The organism is Pseudoalteromonas sp. ESRF-bin5 (assembly GCF_002632075.1).
GTDB classification, from domain to species: Bacteria; Pseudomonadota; Gammaproteobacteria; order Enterobacterales; family Alteromonadaceae; genus Pseudoalteromonas; species Pseudoalteromonas marina.
Genome location: NZ_NTLW01000066.1, coordinates 1 through 22,173 on the forward strand (window position 1 = coordinate 1; position 22,173 = coordinate 22,173).

The following is a 22,173-nucleotide window of genomic DNA, read 5'->3' on the forward strand; positions in this document are numbered from 1 at the left end:
TGCATTTAACTATTAGCAATGAACAAACCCTACGAAAAAAAACACAAGAACTGGAAGCAAAATTTAGACTTATATTTGAACAAGCCAGTGCTGGCATTTGTTTACTGGATGATAAAAATACTATCACTACCTTTAACCCTGCGTTTAAACATTACTTTACCCTACCCGGTGAAGAAAAGTTATCAACCTTGCACTTCCCTGAATTATTAAATAACGTTGAAAAATTACAAAGTCTACTGTTAGATATTCGAAGTGATATAAATCCACCTCAAACAACATTAGATGTTGAGTGTAAAATAGGCTACAAAACGGTTTGGTTTCACTGCTTATTTGTAAGGTTAACAGACCAAAGACAAAACAACCGGAGTCCCCAGCAAGAACAATTAGTAGAAGTAATTTTACATGACGTGACCGAACGAGCAGAACGTGAATTTCAAACCCAATTTGAAGCCGATCACGATCCACTCACTGACCTATTTAATCGCCGTGCCGGCGAAAAGCGCCTAAAAAAAGCACTGCGCGAATGCGCTAAACACGGCCAACATCTTGTGCTTATGATGATTGATTTAGACAAATTTAAACCCATTAACGATACCTATGGTCACGAAGCCGGTGATAAAGTATTAATAGAGATAGCAAACCGCTTTAAAAAGCGATTTAATGACAATACTGACATATGTATCCGCCTAGGCGGTGACGAATTCATTATTGCGCAGCAAATTAATACTTACGATAAAACCGCAACACAGAACCAAGCCATAGCTCTGATTGATGAGCTACAACAACAAGTTAGTATTTCAAACACTAGAACATGCGCAGTGGGTGCAAGCATAGGTATTGCAATAGCCCCTACTGATGGCACTGAACTTCATGAATTAATGCACAACGGTGATAAAACCCTTTATCACGTAAAAGAAACAGGCCGAGGAAAAGTCGCCTTTTACGACGATATAAAAAATTAGATAGCGTGAATGAGCATCTATATAGTAAATGCTATAACTTTTTTGTGGCTTTTAAATAATCTTTATTATAAAAATACGCCGCTAAACCAAAATACGAAATAGCACCTAAATAAGCGATTGGAAAGTGGCTATATACGCTAAGGTAGATAAGCAATAATATAAAGAACAGGCTAATGCTAAAGCACATCACTGCCAAAAGCCTGCCTAACCAAGATATAGATTGGGCTGCAATATTTAAAACAAACAAGACAATAGCGCCAAATATTACATACCCTAAAGTGTTTAAATCTTCCCCATGCGCTAAACCGTCTTCGCTGTAGTACATCATGTAATGAGCAAGCGGAGTCATTGCTAATAAAGCCCAGAAACCATAACTGCTCCAAGTTGATGAAACAAAATAGTTATTACCAATGTTAGGCGCAGGAAACGATGCTTTATATCTATTTTGATTCATCAAAAGTGACCTTTTATTTAGTGAATTCAGCTACTATAGCTACGCTTATTATTGATTTTTATAAAAATAATTACAACTTACCTCATTGACCACAAATAACCACACTAGTAAAAAGTGATAAATCAGCCCCCTAAACCCATATTTCCATCCAAACCTTTAAAGTAAATTGAACAATTAAGTTTTCAATTGATAGAATGCCAACCTATTTTTTTATCAAGAGATACAATGGCAAATTTCAATACTCATCTTAATACTGCAGTCATCATCACCGGCTTAAGCTCAGCCACTTTATTAACTGCAGGCCACATTGATTTAAACGGCGCACTTTGGTTGTGGTTTTTAGGCTCCATTGGCGGCTTATTACCCGACATAGACTCTGATAACTCCACATCACTCGATACTATTTTTAACTTATTTGCGCTAAGTACAGTATTAATAGTAATGCATTACATTACCACGGAGCTAACTATTCAAATTAGTTTTGTCGAGTTAATTGTAGTGCCTTTGTTAGTGTATGGATTTATGAAATATATTGTCAGGCCCATTTTTGAATGGATCACAGTACATAGAGGCAGTTGCCACTCTTTATTATTTATACTGCTTTGCGCGTTGTTAACAACACAAGTAACATGGCAATTTAATGACCAATCAACCCTTTATTCGGCAACTTTTGCCTGGTTAACAGGTGGGTTTATTTTACTCGGCGGCTTCATTCATTTATTGCTCGATGAAATTTACAGCGTAGATTTAAGTAATGTGGAAATAAAACGGTCATTTGGATCGGCTCTAAAAGTGGCTGAATTTGATAATAAATTAATTACATTGGCTTCGATTATAGCTATTACATGTTTAATCTATGTTTCCCCACCTACAGCGCAAACTATATCGGCCTTGAGTGACTGGTCTCATTTTAGGCTTTTATCTAGTTAGTTTAGTATTAAGGCAGTTTGCAATGTTACTAACTTTAACTAGTTATAACATTGCTAAATTAGTTGCCACTATTTGATACAAAATATTTTTATAATTTTAAACGAAATAATTAAATAGTTTCACCTGTCTTATACCTGCAAGTTCGAAAGCTTTTGCATCATTTAAAGCGTCAAATATAAATTATAAGAGGTCCTTAATGGAATTTACGAATAAACGCACTACCCTAATTGCAGCATCTTTATTGTTGGCGTTAGCGATAACACAGGCTATTTTTACAGCGCTTTACAGTGGCGGAATTAGCTTTTCAAGGCAGTACGCATGGGGTCTAGAGGCGGTGCTGTTCACAGTACTTGTTGCATTTGCAGGTGCAGCTATGCTGCAAGCAAAAAATTCTCAACTAGGCTGGTCGGCAATCACATTTAGCGCTGTTCTTAACATAATACAAGTAAGTATTGGCCTAACTTTATTTTCAACATTTGGAAAAGTAGCGGGCGCAGTAGAAGGCGCACAACCATTAATTGGTGGTGTAGTGTCTTTATCATTCATGATTTACTACGCAGCTAAATTATTGTTAGGCTTAGCAGCCCTTGTATTTGGCCTATCTTTTATTGCTAAAGGTGGCAAAGCCATTGGTAGCCTTACAGCCCTTGCAGGCGGTGTTGCAATACTTGCCAATGCTTTATTAATTATTTTTGGCCGTGATGGATTTCTACCATCAGGCGTTGCTGGCGCTTCTGGTATGGTTGCAACATTACTTTTATCAATATGCTTAATAAGCCTTTACCGCAAAGCAGACTAAGGCCTAATACCTTACAAGCAAGGTATATATTTTATAGGTTATAAACATCGGCTAATATTTTATATAGGCCGATGTTTTACGTTAAACCCATCCGCCCAACGTATTCCAAATTGTTTATCTCTAAACCTACTTATCTAATTGACTAAAAAACATAATATACCTGCCCTCATGTTTACTTAAATCGCCTGTAAAAGAGACATTGAATCTATTAAATAAAAAGTGCCCGTAAATAAGGCTATATTTCTGTAGGCTTTAAATTGGTAGCACTATATATTATTTATAACTTTGCTTTTTTACCCACCTCATTAGTATGCTAAAGTGCTAATACAAGCTAAATTTAATTATTTAGCATCCCCTACTTCGCTAATAGATTAATAATAAAGAGAAAAAATGACAAAATCTAATACCGGTGTTGTTGTATTAAGTGCCGTAAGAACAGCAATTGGCAGTTTTGGCGGAACCCTTAAAAACTTTACCCCTGCAGAGCTTGGTACACTTTGCGCAAAAGAAGCCATTAAAAGAGCACATATTCCCTTAAACCAAATAGGTTCATCCGTAATTGGTAAGGTAATACATAATGGCCCAAAAGATGCCTACCTATCTCGTGTTATCGGTTTAAATGCCGGGCTACCTATCAGCAGCCATGCAGTTACACTTAATCGCTTATGTGGCTCGGGCCTAGAAGCAATAATACAAGCAGCGCAACAAATTCAATTGGGTGATGTGGACGCAGCCCTTGCTGGTGGTTCAGAAAGTATGAGCACATCGGCTTATACACTTCAAAGTAACCGCTGGGGACAAAAAATGGGCAACAGCGTAATGTTGGACGAGCTTACAACAACATTACAAGATCCGTGGGATAACAATCCTATGGGGATCACCGCAGAAAATGTCGCAGAAAAATATAAAATCAGCCGCGAAGAACAAGATAATTACGCAGCGCAAAGTCACAATAAAGCAGCTAAAGCAATTGAAAAAGGTCTTTTTAAGTCTCAAATAGTGCCAATCGAAATTAAATCGCGTAAAGGGAGCCAAATATTTGATACAGATGAACATGTTCGTGCAGACACATCAACTGACAAACTTGCCACACTTAAGCCCTACTTTAAAGAAAATGGCACAGTAACAGCTGCTTCATCTTCAGGTATAAACGATGGCGCAGCTATGCTTGTACTTATGTCTGAACAAAAAGCCCACGAACAAGGGCTTCAACCTATTGGACGACTTATTGGCTATTCTCGTGCTGGAGTTGAACCCTCATTAATGGGAACAGGACCTATTCCCGCTGTACAGCAAGTACTTGAAAAAACGGGCTTAACAATCGACGACATTGATATAATTGAGTCTAATGAGGCTTTTGCAGCGCAAGCCTTATGCGTAGCAAACGAGTTAAACTTTCCTTCGCATAAATTAAATCCGAATGGCGGCGCCATAGCGCTAGGTCACCCCGTTGGTGCAACGGGTGCAATTTTATCAACAAAATGCTTATACGAACTAAAACGCATTGACGGTAAATATGGGCTAGTTACTATGTGTATTGGCGGCGGGCAAGGCATAGCCGCCATTTTTGAAGCGCTTTAATTTTAGGCCTTGTTAGTTTAATAAAAAGCTGTATTCACATAGAGCAAAAAGACACTATGCTATTAGAGGAAGTAAAACGTGTAAGGCTATATATTTGCGCGTACTTCCTCTTGAGTCTTTATTTGCGAAAATTAATTATTTAAAAACTCTTCAAATAGAAATAAGAGTTACCTCATTCTATAATTTAACTATTATCGTTGGGCAAAACTCGATTTATAAACCGTGTTTACAAGTTAACTTTCTTACCCCCAAAAAAGCACCACCAAATGATATTAAAAATAAAGTCGGTAAAAACAGTAATGTATTGGTGTTAGCAATATTTATAGCTGGGCTGCCAATAACTGCCAGCGTATTAATTAACAATAATATCAAACTTGATTGAAGGTAGCCTTTGTAGCCTATAGCCCCTGCAAACAATAACATAATAAATGAACCTAAAATCGCAGGTGTAAATGGTGCAACGGCGAGTAACATGCAAACGAATGAAAATATAACAGCGCATCCAAATATTATTTTAAACATAATAACCTCAATGATAAGTGGCGTTTAATCCAAGTAATTAAAAGAGGATTAAACCAAATTAACTTTGCCGGGTCTGCTTAACATCCGCAATTTCTAATGTTAACGAACTCATTTTGCAAAAAAGCGTATTTTGGCTTCTTTTATTGTGATTAAAAATATAGAAAATGCACAAATTCCACCAGCCATAAACACAATTTGAAAGCTAGATAACGAAGAAAAGCTATATTGAGGCGAATACACATACTCCCCTAATAACTGTGCAAAAGTCGCTACACCTAAAATTATCAATAATGGGCACACAACTAGCGTAAACCAAAACCAAATACGTTTAATGTCTTTCATTAAAATTCCTTTGTATTCCTTTAAATTTAACTTAAAAATAAATTAGCTTGTAGGCTTCTGTATTTTAAAAGACTACTCGTTTTTGAGCACGAACAAAGTCTCTAACGCATTAATATACAATAAGCAGTAATAACGATAGCTTTAAAAAAATCTTAATATGAGTTCCTTACTAAGCTTTTATTAGGTCCCTGAATATTTATATGTACTCTGTTTTTAACAACCCAAAGCATTTAAGATCGTGAAATTGGTTTTTCCAATAGCCACTTTGGCGCCTTATACCCTCTTCTTTAAAACCCACTTTTAATAATACCGCCTCAGACGCGGCATTACCTAAAACAGTATCGGCTTGTACTCGGTGTATGCTACACGGTAATTTACCTTCAAAAGCTGCTTTTACAATACAATTTACTGCTTCTGATACATACCCTTCCCCCCAATAATCGGGGTGTAAATCATAACCAATAACAGCACTTTGCATTTTGGCGTTCCATGAGTTAAACCCACAGGTACCAATTAGTTTATTAGAATTTTTTAACCGAATAGCCCAGCGTATTCCTAAATTTTCATTAAAACGATCATTAAATAACGTGATTAAATTGCTCGCTTGGGTTAAATCAGTCATAGCTTATAATCGTAATATTTTATAACCGACTGGTTTGAAAAAAGCTCAAACAGGGCCATAGAATCTGCTGCTGTTATTTGGTCAAGCAAAATGCGGGGGGGTCTTTAATATTGGAAAGTCCATTTTATTCCTATTCAATGCTTATAATTGTGCGTTTGTTAATACAAACCTAAATTTGAACTCGTAATATGCCAAAATACACACAAACACAGCTTCTAATATAATAAACACAACGCCAATTAAACTTGCTGTTTGTTCATAATATAAAGCAATAAAAATGCATATACATACCCATACCGCGTTAGCTATTGCCAATACAGTGATTGTGTAAACAGGCTTAGTGACTAAAAAAGCAAGGGTTAAAGCGTAAATCCCATAGATAACATTGGCACTGGCAAGTAAAATTACAATATTTACAGGTAGATTATATAAAACCGAAACCCACTCTAATAAAGCAAATAACAATACACCTACGCTAAAACCAGCCGCGCCATCTACATGTAATATGTTTATAGCTACACCCCTATTTAGTAGTTAACGACGAGTAATCAAGCATAAGCTAAAACACATACTATTATATCTAGCAGTAAACTTTGTATAATCACTAAGCCTTTAACTTATACAGTAAGTTTAGGTTTCACATTTATTAAAAAAACAACCTCAATGCAAAACCAAATGCGCATAGCAATACACCTGAGAACATAATCCATTGCTGTACTTTGGGAATACCTATAGTTGGTGTTTCTTTTGATTTAAAAATATCAGCAAAAGGTAAGAAAAATATTTTCGGCATTAACGCGAGACTAAGCAGCATTAAAAATGCCCCAATACTCATTAATAAATCTTGTGCTTTAAATTCGATAATCCAAAAATCGTAAATACCGCTAATTAATAATAAAAAAGCAAAACTAACACACAACGTGAACGCTACTTTTTCTCTCGTAGATGAATTACTCATAAAAATCCTTTTTACATAAAACTTTAATCAATAAACTAAATGACTTACGGTAATAAAACCAACTTTAATTTGTAACTATTTATTAGTTAATATTAATATTTGGCTTAAAGCAAATGACTTATTTGCTCTTTTTTGGCTGGCTTACATTTATTGTAAACAGAATGACGTGATTTGCTCTCCTGTAATTGTTTTGAAGAGTGCGTGTCTAAAAGAATATAAAAAGTCGTACTCGTTCTAATTAAGTAAATTTTGCAAATCATTAGCACAATTGTATTTTTCACTTAATTTAGCGAGGCCAATCATTTTCTCGTTAAAAATACGTGAATAAGCAATGGCGTGTTTTTCCAGCTCAATTTGTGCAGAACAATTACCGCTGTTTGCACCAACCCACAAAACATCCCATCTAGTTTTCAATATAATACATGCTGTCATTTGAATATGTTCAAACCCAGGGCGAGCAGGACCTAAACCATTAGCAACGGCGATAAAAGACACACCTTTAGTCTCAAAACTTTGTTTTGCATCGATCTCTGCACTTTCAGTAATAAAGTCATTGCGTAGGTATTCAAAAGAGCAATCATCTGCAAAAACAGAAGGGGGAAAAAGAAAAATAAAAAGTATAACTATCTTCATGAGACCCTTAATAATTACCGCACTAAAACGGGTGAGGAACATTGTCCTGCTCTAATGATTGTTATATGCCAATTAGCACAATTGGTTCTTCGTTATCCATGAGCAAGTTTAGTTCTTCGATTTTCCAGATACCTGCAGATTTGTACATTACAACATATGCGAGTCCTGATTTTTCATTACCTATTATTTTGATAGCAAAGTTTGCTTCACCCTTAACCCCACTATCGGAAATTTCAAATCCATTTGCGTAATCAAATGAAAAATCTGGGGATTGACCAAAGTTAGCCTGAACAATAGGATTAGTGGATAGTTTACTTACTGCCATCTTGAATGCGCGGCTGTCAGTAAAGTTAACTATTACGGAAGCCATTATTATTGTAAATATTATGATAAAAGCACAAAAGAACATTACTCGTTTATGGAATTTACTTTTACTATTCCACCATGCGAACCCTACATCAATAAATGACATTTAACTCTATACTCCCTTGGCACATAAAGGCCCAATATGCCGACGAAACGAGCTCAGAGAATTGAGGTCGGAATAATTGGATTGTTATGTGATTACAATTTAAAGCCCAGTGCTTTTATTTTTAGACTTAAACAGACCTTTACCAGTTAATAGCGACAAATAAACACCCACGACAATTATCATTAACATTGAGCCAATAAAAAGCTCTCTTTGAATTACAAAAGTAACTGGAATTACAGAGGCTATAAATAACATAAAAGTGGATGAGATATTCTTCTTAGTAATATAACTCGCATTTTTAATTCTAAATAATTTCATTATTAAACTCTTTTTTAGTTTTCAGCAAAAATCACATTACGTTGCTTAATAATTCCACTAAACAACTTTAATGTAAACAGGTAATTACGTAGGCTTTAAAACACCCGTTATTAAAATCCACCTAACGACTTTTAATAATGTTATGGAATAAAACAAAAAAACTGTATAAATACACAGTACCGGTAAATATTTCATTCCTCGGTTATAAAATACTTAACTCACTGGCTGTTAATTTAGCTAGGTGGTTTTAATTTTTGCTGCTGTTGATTATGATGATGCAAAATCTGCTTTTATAAATTCATTTAAATTTTTCATTCATTTCATTAAGGATCACCGCATGTCTCAGTATGACGAATCTCCAGAGCAAATTGCACAGGCCACTGAAGGCTATGTAATGCAGCAAACTATGTTACGTATAAAAGATCCAAAACCGTCGCTGGCATTTTATCAAAATGTATTAGGTATGAAGCTATTAGGTAAGTATGACTTTCCTGAAATGAAGTTTACGCTGTACTTTTTAGGCTACGAGCCAACACAGCCAGAAGGTGATGATAAGACAAAAGCAAAATGGGTATTTGGTCGCCCTGCTCTTATAGAGCTCACTCACAACTGGGGCACAGAAAACGACGATAGTTTTACAGGCTACCACAGCGGTAACGACGAACCAAAAGGTTTTGGCCATATTGGTATTAGTGTACCCGATGTGTACGCAGCCAGTGAGCGCTTTGCAAAATACGATGTAGAGTTTGTAAAAAAACCAGACGATGGTTCAATGAAAGGCTTAGCTTTTATAAAAGACCCTGATGGCTACTGGATAGAAATACTCTCACCAGATAGCATAACCGATATTATTTTTGGTAAATAATCTCAACGCTTAATAAAACGGTTACCACATACTAAAAAGCCAGCTGTTACGCTGGCTTTTGTATTTTAAAGTAAAATTACTTACTCAGTGCACTTATTCGTGACTCAAGTGGCGGGTGAGATGAAAACAGCTCAGCCATACTTTTACCACCCGCAATACCAAATGCCATCATTGAACCTTGCAATTGTGAAGGATGGTTTTGCTTTAACCTTTCTAGGGCAGAACGCATTTTATCTGCACCAACTAATTTAGCAGCACCGCTGTCGGCTGCAAATTCACGCTTTCTGCTGTAATGCGCTACAACTATACTTGCCAACACACCAAACAGGACTTGGAATAACATATCGAACAAAATGTAGGTCCAGCTTATTCCGCCCTCTTCTTCATCGCCATTAAGAAAATTATCTACAATATTTGCCAACACTTTTGCAGCAAATATAACAAAGGTATTTACCACACCTTGAATAAGCGTAAGCGTTACCATATCGCCACTAGCAATGTGTGACACCTCATGAGCAAGCACTGCTTCGGCTTGATCTTGGGTCATACTTTGCATTAAGCCTGTACTTACAGCAACTAGTGAATTGTTTTTACTTGGGCCTGTTGCAAAGGCATTCATTTCAGGGCTGTCGTAAATTGCCACTTCAGGCATTGCAATGCCAGCTTTTTTAGCTTGTACTGCCACAGTGTTTACAAGCCATTGTTCGGTTTGGTTACTTGGTTGAGTAATAACCTGCGCACCCGTTGATTTTTTAGCAATCCATTTAGACATATAAAGTGAAATAAACGACCCACCAAAACCAAATACGGCCGCAATAAGTAATATACCACCTAGGCTACGATGGCTTAAGCCTAGCGCGCTCATTATAATTGAAAGCACCACACCTAATACCAACATAACCGCAAGGTTAGTTAATAAAAACAAAAATACACGTTTCATTCGCGTTCTCCAAAAATAACATTCATTGCTGAGCGATTTACTAAAATTTGATCGGCTGTAAGCAACACTATCGCAATGACACACTATGTCATTGCGATAGTGTTATTCTGTGACAAACTATGTCACAGCGCAAGTACTATTTATGGATTTATTGATAAATTTTCAAGAAGTGTTTTATAGATTTGTAATTTTGGTGTTTGTTCGCTGTACGGGCTAATAGCAAGAATGGGAAACGGTAAGCGTGCCTTTAAACTATCAAGGTTTGCTTGGTATTCATCCATGTGTTCATCAACCTGGTTGGCTATCCAACCTATACAGTTAATACCTAAGCTTTGTATGTGTGCTGCGGTTAAAAGTGCATGATTTAAGCAGCCCAACTTCATACCAACCACTAATATAACCGGTAGTTTCTCAGCTTTTACCCAATCGTATAAATACTCGGTATTATTTATAGGCAAAGCCCAACCACCAGCACCTTCTGTAAGCAGGTAGTCAGCGCCTTGCTGTTTTACCGTTTTATAGGCTGCAGTAAGTTTGTTTACATTAATAGTTACACCCGCCTGCTCTGCGGCTATGTGGGGGGCTATGGGTGGTGCAAAAGTAAAGGGATTTACCACGTCATACTTTGCGCTTACTGTTGCACTTTCCATTAGCATAAGTGCATCAGCATTAACAAGTTGGTCAAACGCCATTTCAGACCCAGCAGCTAGTGGTTTATACCCTATTGCCTTTTTTTTATGTTGGGCAAGCAGTTTTAACAATAAACTGGTTACATGTGTTTTTCCCGCATCGGTGTCGGTACCAGTAATAAAAAATTCTTTCATAGCTTTGCCTTGTAACAAACGATGTTTACGCTTTAGTTAATGATAACAATACTACATGATAAGAAACACACGCTTTTTGGTTTATTAACGGATACGCTGCACACGCCGTTTTAAGCGCCGATTTGGTTAATAACCCTGGGCGTGTTTTTCCTGTATTCTGAGTGGTTGCGCCAATTGCTTTTATTGAGCGAATTGCTTGCAGCGGTGTCGAATATTTATCTGTATACATTGTGCTTATAGTGTTTGTAACATTAAAACCAGAACTTTGGACCGATTGGTTTATATAATCAACCGAATTAAATGTATTAATATGGCTGTGGCTATCTACCGCAGCAAACGCTGTTTTTATTTCGTTTAGTGAGCCTTCAACTACAGCGCTAATATAAGCTTGCCCGCCCGGTTTTAATACCTCATAAAGTGACTTTAAAAGCACGTTAAAGTTAGCTGACCATTGCACCGCAAAGTTACTAAAAATAATATCTACACTGTTTGATTGTAATGGTAAATTGTCCATATCTGCGCATACTTTGTAATCACCTTTATTACAACTATTGAGCATATTAAAACTTAAATCCATTGAAAGCACATTACCGTAAAGGCTTTTAAGCTGATCGGTGTTTACAAGTGGGCCTGCACCTAAATCAACACACACTTTATTTTTATTACATGCTGAAGGCGTTATTAATTTGAACAAATCATCCGCTGCTTTTTTTTGAACATGTGCATGCGTATTGTAATCACCCGCCGCTTTTGAAAAGTTAACCTGTGCTCCTTTTTTAAGTGCTGGGTTAAACCTTTTTAAATGGCACAGTGTTGCGGGCTTTGTAACCGGCTTACTATCAAGTGCATGGGCTATCATAATAGTGCCTCTGCTAAATGTTTAACTAGATAAGTAATATCATCAAGGGTGTGCGCTGCCGTTAACGTCACTCTTAAGCGTGCAGTATTGTACGCAACCGTAGGTGGGCGAATGGCGGTTAGCCAAATTCCTTGTTGCTTGAGTTTATTAGCCGCTTTTAATGTTTGCTCTGCACACCCTAATACAATAGGTTGAATAGCCGTATCGGACTCCATTACCGCTATGTTGTGCTGTTGTGCAAGGTGTTTAAAAGTAGCAATGTTTTTATTTAACATTACTCGTTGCGTGTTAGCTTTTTTAATGTGCTTTAAGCGAACTAATGTATTATCTGCCAATAATGGCGACATAGCCGTTGAGTATGTGTAATCGCGGTTATATTGCAGCATGTAGTCTATAAATGCGCGTGAACCCAACACACACGCGCCACTACTAGCAACAGCTTTACCAAATGTGATGACGAGTATATCGGGTAAAATATCGCCAATAAATGTTTCGCAACTACCCAGCCCTGTATTACCTAACACGCCAAAGCCATGTGCGTCGTCTATCATCAGCCATGCATTGTGTTGTTTTGCAAGGAGCAGTAGGTCTTTGATAGGGGCCGTATCACCATCCATCGAAAAAACACCTTCGCTAATAATTAACTTATTTTGTGCTTTTGACTTTTCGAGCCGAGATCGTAAGTGATTTAAATCGTTGTGGTTAAACCGTATTAAAGCTGCATTTGAATGAAGTGCACCATCTATTAAGCTAGCGTGGTTTAACTTATCTTGAAAAATGGCGCTGTTTTGCGCTGCTGCTTTATCCTGAAACAACGCTTTAATTACACTGCTATTAGCACTAAACCCAGAATTAAAAAGCAACCCAGCTTGATAACCTAACTGAGTGCATAAGTACTGCTCTAACGCTTGTTGCTGTAATTGATACCCTGTTACTAATGCAGAGCTATGGCTACCTAACGTATTAATATTTTCGCTCTTAATAGTTAAATCACCAAAGCCCAAGTAATCATTACTGGCAAAATTTAGGTAGGTTTTATCATTTACCATAATGGTTCGTGCTGTGGCGCTTTGTACCACATGGCGTTTGCGTAAAAGCAATTGCTCTGCCCGTTCATTAAGGTGTGCGCTAATAAATTCAAATGGCATGAGTAACGCTTACTTAGGCTTCGTAAAATAATTCAGACGTTGCTTTATCTGCAACTTGCGATGAAAGCGACGCTGCTACAGCTTCATCTGAATAATCTTCACGCGTTTCTGGGTTCATTCCTAGCTTTTTAATTAGGTTCATATCGGCATCCGCTTCTGGGTTTTCTGTTGTAAGCAGTTTGTCACCATAAAATATAGAGTTAGCACCTGCAAAAAAGCACATTGATTGCATTTGCTCGTTCATGGCGTTACGCCCTGCCGACAAACGTACATAGCTGTGTGGCATCATTATTCGTGCAGTAGCAATAGTGCGTATAAACTCAAAATGGTCTAAATCGTCAACGTTTTCAAGTGGGGTACCTTTTACTTTAACTAGCATATTAATAGGTACACTTTCTGGCTGTTGTGGCAAATTAGCCAATTGCATAAGTAACCCATAACGGTCGGCTGCTTGCTCGCCCATACCGACTATACCGCCTGAACAGACTTTCATACCGGCATCGCGTACATGATCTATGGTGTTTAATCGATCTTCAAAGGTACGGGTTGATATAATTTGCTCGTAGTATTCAGGTGATGTATCTAGATTATGGTTGTAGTAATCTAAACCTGCACTGCTGAGTTCGTGCGCTTTTTCGTTTGTGAGTTTGCCCAGGGTCATGCAGGTTTCAAGGCCAAGCTCTTTTACTTCTTTTACCATTTTAGAAATGTAAGGCATGTCTCTGTCTTTTGGATCTGACCACGCAGCGCCCATACAAAAACGTGTTGCGCCTTTTTGTTTAGCTAAACGCGCTTGCTCTACTACTTTTTCTACTTCAATAAGTCGCTCGCGCTCTAGGTCGGTTTTATAGTGCCCTGACTGTGGGCAATACTTGCAATCTTCTGGGCATGCCCCAGTTTTAATTGATAACAGGGTAGAAATTTGCACTTCATTTGGGTTGAAGTTAGCACGGTGAACCGACGCCGCCTTAAAAAGTAAATCGTTAAACGGCATTTCAAATAATGCTTTAACTTCGCTATGGGTCCAATTGTGGCGAACAGGTGCAAGTTCCATAATTCTCTCTTTATTTTTTTCATATCGGTGATGTTGGATTAGTCTAAAACTTCAAGTACCATTGTCAACGAAGCCCACCCAGTTAAAGTTTACATATGCACAATAAACACCCAATTGATTTAAATTTTGATCGTGAACACATTTGGCATCCATACACATCAATGACAAAGCCTATTCCCGTTTACCCTGTAACCCACGCTAAACACAATATAATTTACCTCGAAACAGGCGAGCAACTTATAGATGGCATGGCATCGTGGTGGAGCGCTATTCATGGTTACAACCACCCTGCTATTAACAAAGCAATGGTTAATCAAATTAATCACATGAGCCACATTATGTTTGGAGGTATCACACATTCAAGTGCAGTTGAGCTGTGTAAAAAGCTTGTAGATATCACCCCCCTAAGCTTAACTAAAGTATTTTTAGCTGACAGTGGCTCGGTAAGTGTTGAAGTAGCTATTAAAATGGCTCTGCAATACTGGTTAAGCCAAGGTATTAAAACAAAACAAAAATTAATGACTCCTTATAAGGGTTATCATGGCGATACGTTTGCTGCAATGAGCGTATGCGATCCTGTGAACTCTATGCATAGCCTATATAAAGGTTTTTTGCCTGAGCACGTATTTGTACCTGCCCCTACCAGTAAGTTTTCAAGCACTTTTGAGCAAAGTGAAGCGCTTGAACTTGAACAGTACTTTAAAAATAACCACCAACACGTAGCTGCTTTTATTATTGAACCCATAGTACAAAATGCGGGAGGTATGAATTTTTATCATCCCGATTATTTAGCCTGCGTAAGGCAGCTATGCAATCAATACAATGTACTTTTAATTTGCGACGAAATAGCCACTGGCTTTGGCCGAACGGGTAAGTTATTTGCGGTTGAACACGCTAATATTGAACCCGATATTTTATGTATAGGTAAAGCACTTACCGGTGGCTCAATGACTTTATCGGCAACGCTTACGAGCGATAAAATTGCCACAGGCATTAGTCAAGGTGAAGCCGGAGTTTTGATGCACGGACCTACCTTTATGGGTAATCCGCTAGCGTGCGCAGCTGCATGTGCCAGCATAGACTTATTACTTGAGCAAAACTGGCAACAACGCGTAAAAGAAATAAATAATCAACTTCAGCAATTACACAAATGTGCGGAGCTTGAAGACGTTGCTGATGTAAGAGTGCTCGGCGCGATAGGTGTTGTAGAGCTTAATAAAGAGGTTAGTAATATCGATGTTGCGACTATTCAGGCCTTTTTTGTAAAACAAGGTGTATGGATACGCCCTTTCGGTAAACTAATTTACCTTATGCCACCGTATATAAGTGACCAAAACAGTATTAAAACGCTTTGCGATGCAATTTATAGTGCAATTAAAGGTAAACATTACGCTAAAGCATAGTGATTTTTTAAAGTTTAATAGTGGTATTAATTAGTCAATAGCTTCATTAACTTTAAGCAAAAAGCGGATTTAACTTGATATAGATCATTTGTATTAATTAAATTCGTCCTCATGCCTTCAAAAACGTGTTTAGCAGTTTTAGTATATTGCTCTTCGTAATATTTACGGATATGATAATACCTATCATTTACAATTACCTTTTTGGACTTCTTTCATGAACTTATTTTTTAAACCAGCCAAAACATTAGGTGCCTCTTTATTAATAGCGTCTGCGTTTATTGCGCAACCTGTATTTGCTAACGGTCCTATTGGTGAACATGTAAATCACCTTCAAGCTAACCTTAAAAGCTATAACGAAGAAGTTGAGTGGATGGTAGGCAAAGTAGACACGCTTGTTAGCACCTACGAAAATAAAGGCGCAAAGGCCGTAAATACCGACGATTTAATTGAATATTGGGAATCGGTAAAATTTCACAGTGCAATTGAAACTAATTTAGTGCCTGTTTATGCCTCTATTTGGCAGGGTTTGTACGGTGTAAAAATGGCAATTGACGGTGGTAAAGCAGCCGCTGAGGTTCGTGTGCAACAAACCGCAATGAATAATGCTTTATGGCAAGGTTTAGGTGCTGTTAAATTAGCAGCTAAATTTCAACAAAAAGGCTTGTTAGAGTCTGTTACAGCTACAGCAAGTAAAGAAATGACGCAAAGTGCAACAATAGACGAAATAAAGCACAAACTAGACCGCGTCATCGCAAAACTTGCTGAGCGCCTTCACGACGAAGCCACTGAAATTGTTCACGATACTTACCTACACTTATTCGAAGGCGTTGAAGGAACACTTATCGAGCAAGATGCAAATTTAGTCGAGGCACTTGAAAAAGATTTTAACGTCACGCTTCCAAAAGCAATCGCAGATAACAAAAGTGTTGATGAAGTACGCGATGTAGTTACCAGCATGCAAACAAAATTAGACCGCGCCAAACGTTTAATTGAAAAAGCAGAAAAAAACCGTAAGGACGTTTTTTAGTGGAACGCAGAACCTTTATACAAGGGTTAGCAGCATTAGGGGTAATTGGCTCATTGCCATTACCTCTATCGCAAGCTTTTGCTAATACAGTAGCCAACCCTGTCTCGGTTGACGATTTACCTAAGCTTAAAGGTGATTTAACCTTATATTTAGGCCGAGGTGAAGGTGGTTTATACGAAAACGTATTACAAGCTATCCAAAAAAATAACCCTGATTTTAATTTAGCTATTCGCCGTGGACCAACAGCTGCACTTGCCAACACAATTGTTGCAGAAGCCAAAGCGGGTGTTAAACGTGCTGATTTATTTTGGGCTGTGGACTCAGGTGCAATTGGTTTAGTGACCGATGCAGGTCTTGCAAAACCACTGCCAGACGATTTATCGGCTCAACTGCAGCCGCAATTTAAATATGAAGACTGGGCGCCAGTAACGGGACGTATTCGTACATTGCCTTTTAATACATCGCGTTTAACTAAAGATCAAATTCCAACCAGCATTATGGAAATTGCTGACAGCGACTTGAGTATTGGGTGGGCCCCTGCTTATGCGTCTTTTCAATCGTTTGTTACAGCAATGCGTATATTACAAGGCGATGATAAAACGGCTAAATGGCTCAAAAAAGTTAAAAAACGTGCAAAAACATACGCAGGTGAATTAGGCGTTGTAATGGGTGTGGAACGGGGTGAAGTTGATATTGGCTTTGCTAATCATTATTACACTTTACGTTTAAAATCAGGCAAGCCGGATGCAAATCTTGATTTAGCCTTTACCCAAAACGATGCAGGCTGTTTAGTCAACGCCTCGGGTATATTAACGCTTAACAGTGACCCGCTTGCAACTAACTTTATGCGCTATTTACTCAGCAAAGAAGTTCAAGGCTATTTAGCACGTGAAGCCTACGAAATCCCCCTTGTAAACGGTATTGCTCAGCCTGATGGTTTACCTTCGCTTTCGAGCGTTTCACCACCTAAAATTGATTTAACACAGCTTGCAGATTTGCGACCCACTATTAACTTAATGCGCAGCAACGGCGTTTTATAATGCGATTACCCCCATCTTACCCAATGGCGCTGCTTGCAGCGCTCATTACGCTTACCCCTATTTGTATATTAATGGTGCTTGCTAGTGACTCAAGTTCCTATTTTGATAGCCATAATTTAACCATATTAGGTAATACACTGGCTTTAATGGGCTTAACTGTTTTAGGCTCAATTTTAATCGGCGTACCACTTGCGTTTATAAGCGCCTATGTACACTTACCTTTTAAAAAAGCATGGCTTGTATTATTTGCCGCTCCCCTTGCTATACCTAGTTATATTGGTGCGTTTACGCTTTATGCTGCATTTGGCCCTGGGGGTGAAATAAATAATTTACTCGGATTTGAAACACCGTCTATGTATGGGCTATCCGGCGCTGCAATAGTTATGACCTTGTATACATTCCCATTTGTTATGATGACTACCCGATCATCTTTACTCAGTTTAGACGCCAGCATGGTAAACGCAGCTCGCACATTGGGTATGTCGATGACGCAAAGTGTATTCAAAGTTATTCTACCCCGCGTGGTAAATGGCATTGCTGCTGGGTCGTTATTAGTAGCACTTTATACTTTATCTGACTTTGGCACCCCAGCCATGATGAGACTTGATACATTCACCCGTGTAATTTATGTTGAATACAATGCCTTTGAACTGGGTCGCGCAGCGATGCTGTCGCTTCAGTTAATGGTTATTGTAGGCTTTTTATTACTTGTAGAGTCGCAAATAAAAACAGCGAGTGAGCGTCATGGCCGCCCCCTTTTTTTATTCCCGAATAAACTTCAATTGAGTGCGTTATTTACTCTGTTCGCTCCTGTGCTGTTGCTAGCAATCGGCTTACCCTTGGCAATATTTTTTATATGGCTTGCACGAGATGGCTTAAGTAATTTTGATTTTACCATTGCATGGCATTCAACCTATGCGTCTGCACTTGCTGCTATTGTTGCAGTAATAGTAGCGGTCCCTGTTGCGCACGCGGCTCTCAGTGGCAAAGCAGGCAGAGTTATGGAGCGCGTTACTTACTTTGGCTTTGGCATACCCGGTATTGTAATGGGCACAGCGCTGGTTTATGGCGGGTTGCAATTACCATTTTTGTATCAAACTTTGGGGTTACTTATTATTGCCTACATGCTACGTTTTTTGCCTCTCGCGGTCGGTTCAATTCGTACTAGTACCGAACATTTAGACCCTAGCTTGGTAAAATCTGCTCGAGTGCTTGGTGCAAGCCCGCGCGAAGCCTTCACACGTATTACTTTGCCTTTAACCATGCGTGGTATCGTCGCTGGTGGTGCATTGGTGTTTTTAGAGTCAATGCGTGAACTTGAAGCCACTTTATTGCTAGGCCCTACTGGGTTTGAAACCCTGTCTACTTATTTATGGCGTGTTTACGAAGCTGGCTATTTTGGCCGTGCCGCTATACCTGGGCTGTTATTAGTGGTGATCTCTGCTTGTGGTTTAGCTATTATGATGTCTGGCGAAAAACGTAACCAGTTTGAACATTAAGGATTTGAAGTAAATGCTATCTGTAAGTCAGTTGTCTATAGATTATGGCAGTAATCGCGTTGTGAGCGATTTGAATTTAACGCTTGGTGAAAACGAAATCCTAATGCTTGTAGGCCCCACCGGTTGCGGTAAAAGTACAATATTACAAGCACTCGCAGGCTTAATACCCATTTCTGAAGGTGAAATAAACGCAGATAAATGGCGTGCAACCCGTAATAAATCAGTGCCTCCTGAGAAGCGCAGTGTAGGTATGGTTTTTCAAGACTTTGCGTTATTTCCGCATTTAACGGTTGAGCAAAATATTTGTTTTAAATTAAAAGATCACAGCGTGGCAGATCATTGGATTAACCTACTTGGTCTTGAAGAGTTTAGAACTAAGAAACCTGCGACCCTGTCTGGCGGTCAAAAGCAACGCGTTGCATTAGCACGTACTCTTGCTCACCAGCCTGACTTTGTATTACTTGATGAGCCGCTGTCGAATCTAGATGCGGCGTTAAAAGACATGCTGCGTTGGGATATCCGAAACGCACTAAAAAATGCAGGTGTACCTGCTATTTGGGTTACCCACGACCAAGAAGAGGCACTATCGGTTGGGGATCGTGTTGGTGTTTTAAAAGGTGGGCAAATACAACAAATTGACACTCCCGAAAAATGCTTTAGCACCCCAGAAAACCGCTTTGTTGCGCGTTTTTTAGGTGAAGCTAGCTTTATAAAAGGTACATTAAATAACGGCCAAGCACTTACCGATATTGGTAATGTACCCGCGCATGGTGTTGACTGCGCTCAAGGCAATGTTGATGTATTGCTTCGCCCCGACGATGTTTTATTAGTACAAAGCAGTATAGGTAATAATGGCGAGGTTATTTGGGTACGCTTTGAAGGCGGTAGTCGATTATGCGCTATAAAACTTGCCTGTGGTACAGTAGTCACTAGCCGCGTGAGTCATGAACTGGTTGTACACCCTGGTGACAACGTACATGTTTCGCTAAGTACCTCTCATCCGCTGGCTGCTTTTAAAAACTAGCGCATTAAATATTTTACTTTAGAGGAAACTATGAACGGGCCAAATCCAAATAACCCATCTCCAATGCAAGGGTTTCCTCAAGTAGGTTATTTAAAAAATTTTATTACGTCGCCTAATATAGAAGTCGGTGATTATACGTATTACGACGACCCTGATGGGCCTGAACACTTCGAAAAAAACGTACTTTATCATTTCGATTTTATTGGCGACAAACTTATTATTGGGAAGTTTTGTGCCATAGCAAAAGATGTAACTTTTATAATGAATGGGGCTAATCATAAAAGTACTGGTTTTTCTACCTACCCATTTTTTATATTTGGTAACGGATGGGAAAAGTCTGCACCTCAACCAGGTGACTTACCATTTAAAGGAAATACAGAAATTGGCAATGATGTGTGGATTGGCTATAACGCCACTATTATGCCAGGGGTAAAAATAGGAAATGGCGCTATCATTGCTAGTAAATCGGTAGTGACCAACGATGTACCAGCTTATGCTGTCGTTGGTGGTAATCCAGCAAAAATAATCAAACAGCGGTTTGACGATAAAACGATTAATGCACTGCTATCTATTGCATGGTGGGATTGGAGCAGTGACAAAATCACTGCTCATTTAGATGCTATAACTCAAAATAATTTAGACTTACTGTCTAAACTATAACACTACCATTCAAACATATACGCCATTTTACTTATGGTTTTAAGCGGCACGTTATGCGAATTCCGTTTAGCGTATAAGTGCTGCATAGATTTATCTTTTACTTCACCCACTATCACTTCTTTAACTTGATAACCTAAGGCAACAGCTGCTTGAGTGTATGCAACAAACTCCCATTTTTTTATATTGGTGTTGTCTACAATCACAAGCGGAATACCTTGTGCGAGCGCTTGTATAAAACGCGCTAAATTTAAATTATGGTATTGCGGTAATTTAAATTTATCAAAATGATATTCGCCCTGCTCATTTAAAAAATAATCATCTGTTGAGCAAATTAAATATTGGCTTTCATCTGCAGTCGCTAATTCGTCTGCTAAATTTTGTGCATAATACGACTTACCGCTTCCAGGTAGTCCACGTAAAATAAAAACTTGTTTCATAGCATCCATTTCTAAAGTAATGGTCAGTATTGAGTAATCAAAGAATATATAATGCCACAAAATCGCTAAATTTCAGAGAAGCAAATTACAAACTTAGTCATTTTTGCCTAAAAATCGACTAAAAATAAACCGCATTGATAAAAACTTATAAAGAGTTGCCCGCAATAGTTTTTTTATTTTACTTTACTAGGTAAGATACAGGGTTCTAGTACAGCACCATCTATCAATAAAATATGGTTTATATACTGTACATATTTAAATAAATAAAGTTAGGCAACTTATATCATTGGAGTGAAGATGAGCCATTTAGCGATTTCAGAGCTATTAAAAGGCAATGTTGCGGTAGACAGCCAAGTAACAATTAATGGCTGGATCCGTACTCGCCGCGATTCAAAAGCAGGAATATCATTTTTAGCCGTTCATGACGGTTCGTGTTTTGATCCTATTCAAGCGGTAGTTCCTAATTCACTAAATAATTATGATGAAGTTACTAGCTTAACAGCCGGTTGTTCTGTATCGGTTACTGGTGTTTTAGTTCAATCTGCGGGCAAAGGCCAATCGTTTGAAATTCAAGCGAATACGGTCACTGTATTAGGTTGGGTAGAAAACCCAGATTCATACCCAATGTCGGCAAAACGCCACAGCATTGAATACTTACGTGAACACGCTCACCTTCGCCCACGTACTAACATGATTGGCGCAGTAACACGTGTACGTAACTGTTTAGCACAAGCCATTCACCGTTTTTATCACGAGCAAGGTTACTACTGGATCAGCACACCTATTATCACAGCAAGTGA

26 protein-coding genes and 1 pseudogene are annotated in these 22,173 nt (G+C 38.4%); 12 read left to right on the forward strand and 15 right to left on the reverse strand.

From position 1 onward, the window contains the following. Positions 1-962: sensor domain-containing diguanylate cyclase (locus BCG07_RS02475; protein ID WP_286888434.1), on the forward strand; the 962-nt coding region annotated here is incomplete at its 5' end. A 31-nt stretch (positions 963-993) separates the two neighbouring features. Here the strand turns inward: BCG07_RS02475 and BCG07_RS02480 are convergent. Beyond that, entirely contained in the window at positions 994-1,416 is a 423-nt protein-coding gene (locus BCG07_RS02480) for a hypothetical protein (RefSeq protein WP_010556482.1), read from the reverse strand. Positions 1,417-1,641: 225 nt separating this feature from the next. On the opposite strand from BCG07_RS02480, the gene BCG07_RS02485 reads away from it, so the two are divergent. The 3 genes from BCG07_RS02485 to bktB all read left to right on the forward strand — a co-directional run bounded on the left by BCG07_RS02485 (position 1,642) and on the right by bktB (position 4,726). Continuing rightward, entirely contained in the window at positions 1,642-2,346 is a 705-nt protein-coding gene (locus BCG07_RS02485; protein WP_286888436.1) for a metal-dependent hydrolase, read from the forward strand. Between the two features lie 196 nt (positions 2,347-2,542). Then, the gene (locus BCG07_RS02490) at positions 2,543-3,145 is read left to right on the forward strand and encodes a thiamine biosynthesis protein ThiC (protein WP_154944491.1); all 603 of its coding nucleotides are present in this window, start codon (positions 2,543-2,545) and stop codon (positions 3,143-3,145) included. 390 nt (positions 3,146-3,535) lie between these two features. Then, positions 3,536-4,726 (forward strand): beta-ketothiolase BktB, encoded by a 1,191-nt coding sequence (gene bktB, locus BCG07_RS02495; RefSeq protein ID WP_286888439.1) that lies wholly within the window; start codon positions 3,536-3,538, stop codon positions 4,724-4,726. Positions 4,727-4,939: 213 nt separating this feature from the next. Here bktB and BCG07_RS02500 read toward each other — a convergent pair whose 3' ends face one another. The 8 genes and pseudogenes from BCG07_RS02500 to BCG07_RS02535 all read right to left on the reverse strand — a co-directional run bounded on the left by BCG07_RS02500 (position 4,940) and on the right by BCG07_RS02535 (position 8,593). After that, on the reverse strand, positions 4,940-5,248 hold the full coding sequence (locus tag BCG07_RS02500) for a DUF6419 family natural product biosynthesis protein (RefSeq protein ID WP_286888441.1): 309 nt from the start codon (positions 5,246-5,248) through the stop codon (positions 4,940-4,942). A gap of 108 nt (positions 5,249-5,356) precedes the next feature. Further along, positions 5,357-5,590 carry a hypothetical protein gene (locus BCG07_RS02505; RefSeq protein ID WP_006792988.1) on the reverse strand — a complete coding sequence of 78 codons (234 nt, stop codon included), beginning with the start codon at positions 5,588-5,590 and terminating at the stop codon, positions 5,357-5,359. 196 nt (positions 5,591-5,786) lie between these two features. Further along, a pseudogene (locus BCG07_RS02510) lies at positions 5,787-6,335 on the reverse strand (GNAT family N-acetyltransferase). Between the two features lie 18 nt (positions 6,336-6,353). Beyond that, a complete protein-coding gene (locus BCG07_RS02515; RefSeq protein WP_286888445.1) occupies positions 6,354-6,677 on the reverse strand; it encodes a hypothetical protein in 324 nt (107 codons plus the stop codon). A 181-nt stretch (positions 6,678-6,858) separates the two neighbouring features. Then, the gene (locus tag BCG07_RS02520) at positions 6,859-7,170 is read right to left on the reverse strand and encodes a hypothetical protein (protein WP_058428868.1); all 312 of its coding nucleotides are present in this window, start codon (positions 7,168-7,170) and stop codon (positions 6,859-6,861) included. 234 nt (positions 7,171-7,404) lie between these two features. Continuing rightward, positions 7,405-7,845, reverse strand: coding sequence for a hypothetical protein (locus BCG07_RS02525; RefSeq protein ID WP_286888447.1), 441 nt, complete (start codon positions 7,843-7,845; stop codon positions 7,405-7,407). 19 nt (positions 7,846-7,864) lie between these two features. Next, the gene (locus BCG07_RS02530) at positions 7,865-8,275 is read right to left on the reverse strand and encodes a cytochrome c oxidase assembly factor Coa1 family protein (RefSeq protein WP_286888449.1); all 411 of its coding nucleotides are present in this window, start codon (positions 8,273-8,275) and stop codon (positions 7,865-7,867) included. A 99-nt stretch (positions 8,276-8,374) separates the two neighbouring features. After that, positions 8,375-8,593, reverse strand: a complete 219-nt coding sequence (locus tag BCG07_RS02535) for a hypothetical protein (RefSeq protein ID WP_006792994.1) — start codon at positions 8,591-8,593, stop codon at positions 8,375-8,377. A gap of 337 nt (positions 8,594-8,930) precedes the next feature. On the opposite strand from BCG07_RS02535, the gene gloA reads away from it, so the two are divergent. Next, the gene (gene gloA, locus BCG07_RS02540) at positions 8,931-9,458 is read left to right on the forward strand and encodes a lactoylglutathione lyase (RefSeq protein WP_286888451.1); all 528 of its coding nucleotides are present in this window, start codon (positions 8,931-8,933) and stop codon (positions 9,456-9,458) included. Between the two features lie 76 nt (positions 9,459-9,534). On the opposite strand, the gene htpX is transcribed toward gloA, so the two are convergent. From htpX to bioB, 5 genes are all read right to left on the reverse strand, one after another. Beyond that, on the reverse strand, positions 9,535-10,398 hold the full coding sequence (gene htpX / locus BCG07_RS02545; protein ID WP_286888453.1) for a protease HtpX: 864 nt from the start codon (positions 10,396-10,398) through the stop codon (positions 9,535-9,537). Positions 10,399-10,538: 140 nt separating this feature from the next. Next, positions 10,539-11,222 (reverse strand): dethiobiotin synthase, encoded by a 684-nt coding sequence (bioD, locus tag BCG07_RS02550; protein ID WP_006792997.1) that lies wholly within the window; start codon positions 11,220-11,222, stop codon positions 10,539-10,541. Between the two features lie 25 nt (positions 11,223-11,247). Then, positions 11,248-12,081 carry a methyltransferase domain-containing protein gene (locus BCG07_RS02555; RefSeq protein WP_286888456.1) on the reverse strand — a complete coding sequence of 278 codons (834 nt, stop codon included), beginning with the start codon at positions 12,079-12,081 and terminating at the stop codon, positions 11,248-11,250. Next, a complete protein-coding gene (locus BCG07_RS02560) occupies positions 12,078-13,229 on the reverse strand; it encodes an aminotransferase class I/II-fold pyridoxal phosphate-dependent enzyme (protein WP_286888458.1) in 1,152 nt (383 codons plus the stop codon). Before BCG07_RS02560 ends, BCG07_RS02555 begins: the two co-directional genes overlap by 4 nt. 13 nt (positions 13,230-13,242) lie before the next feature. Further along, positions 13,243-14,283, reverse strand: coding sequence for a biotin synthase BioB (bioB, locus tag BCG07_RS02565; protein ID WP_006793000.1), 1,041 nt, complete (start codon positions 14,281-14,283; stop codon positions 13,243-13,245). Positions 14,284-14,378: 95 nt separating this feature from the next. On the opposite strand from bioB, the gene bioA reads away from it, so the two are divergent. The 6 genes from bioA (at position 14,379) to BCG07_RS02595 (ending at position 20,936) form a co-directional block, all read left to right on the forward strand. Continuing rightward, positions 14,379-15,686, forward strand: a complete 1,308-nt coding sequence (gene bioA / locus BCG07_RS02570) for an adenosylmethionine--8-amino-7-oxononanoate transaminase (RefSeq protein WP_286888460.1) — start codon at positions 14,379-14,381, stop codon at positions 15,684-15,686. Between the two features lie 214 nt (positions 15,687-15,900). Continuing rightward, positions 15,901-16,713, forward strand: coding sequence for a hypothetical protein (locus BCG07_RS02575; RefSeq protein ID WP_286888462.1), 813 nt, complete (start codon positions 15,901-15,903; stop codon positions 16,711-16,713). Beyond that, positions 16,713-17,753, forward strand: coding sequence for an extracellular solute-binding protein (locus BCG07_RS02580; RefSeq protein ID WP_286888463.1), 1,041 nt, complete (start codon positions 16,713-16,715; stop codon positions 17,751-17,753). The genes BCG07_RS02575 and BCG07_RS02580 overlap by 1 nt, the downstream gene beginning before the upstream one ends. Further along, on the forward strand, positions 17,753-19,252 hold the full coding sequence (locus tag BCG07_RS02585) for an ABC transporter permease (protein ID WP_286888465.1): 1,500 nt from the start codon (positions 17,753-17,755) through the stop codon (positions 19,250-19,252). Before BCG07_RS02580 ends, BCG07_RS02585 begins: the two co-directional genes overlap by 1 nt. A gap of 13 nt (positions 19,253-19,265) precedes the next feature. After that, positions 19,266-20,276, forward strand: coding sequence for an ABC transporter ATP-binding protein (locus tag BCG07_RS02590; RefSeq protein WP_286888466.1), 1,011 nt, complete (start codon positions 19,266-19,268; stop codon positions 20,274-20,276). Positions 20,277-20,306: 30 nt separating this feature from the next. Continuing rightward, positions 20,307-20,936, forward strand: coding sequence for a Vat family streptogramin A O-acetyltransferase (locus BCG07_RS02595; protein WP_286888468.1), 630 nt, complete (start codon positions 20,307-20,309; stop codon positions 20,934-20,936). A 2-nt stretch (positions 20,937-20,938) separates the two neighbouring features. Here the strand turns inward: BCG07_RS02595 and BCG07_RS02600 are convergent, their stop codons facing one another. Next, complete coding sequence (locus tag BCG07_RS02600) at positions 20,939-21,373, reverse strand: ATP-binding protein (protein WP_286888470.1); 435 nt, start codon at positions 21,371-21,373, stop codon at positions 20,939-20,941. Between the two features lie 297 nt (positions 21,374-21,670). On the opposite strand from BCG07_RS02600, the gene BCG07_RS02605 reads away from it, so the two are divergent. Continuing rightward, positions 21,671-22,173, forward strand: a 503-nt coding sequence (locus BCG07_RS02605; protein WP_286888472.1) for an OB-fold nucleic acid binding domain-containing protein, incomplete at its 3' end; no start/stop codon positions are given.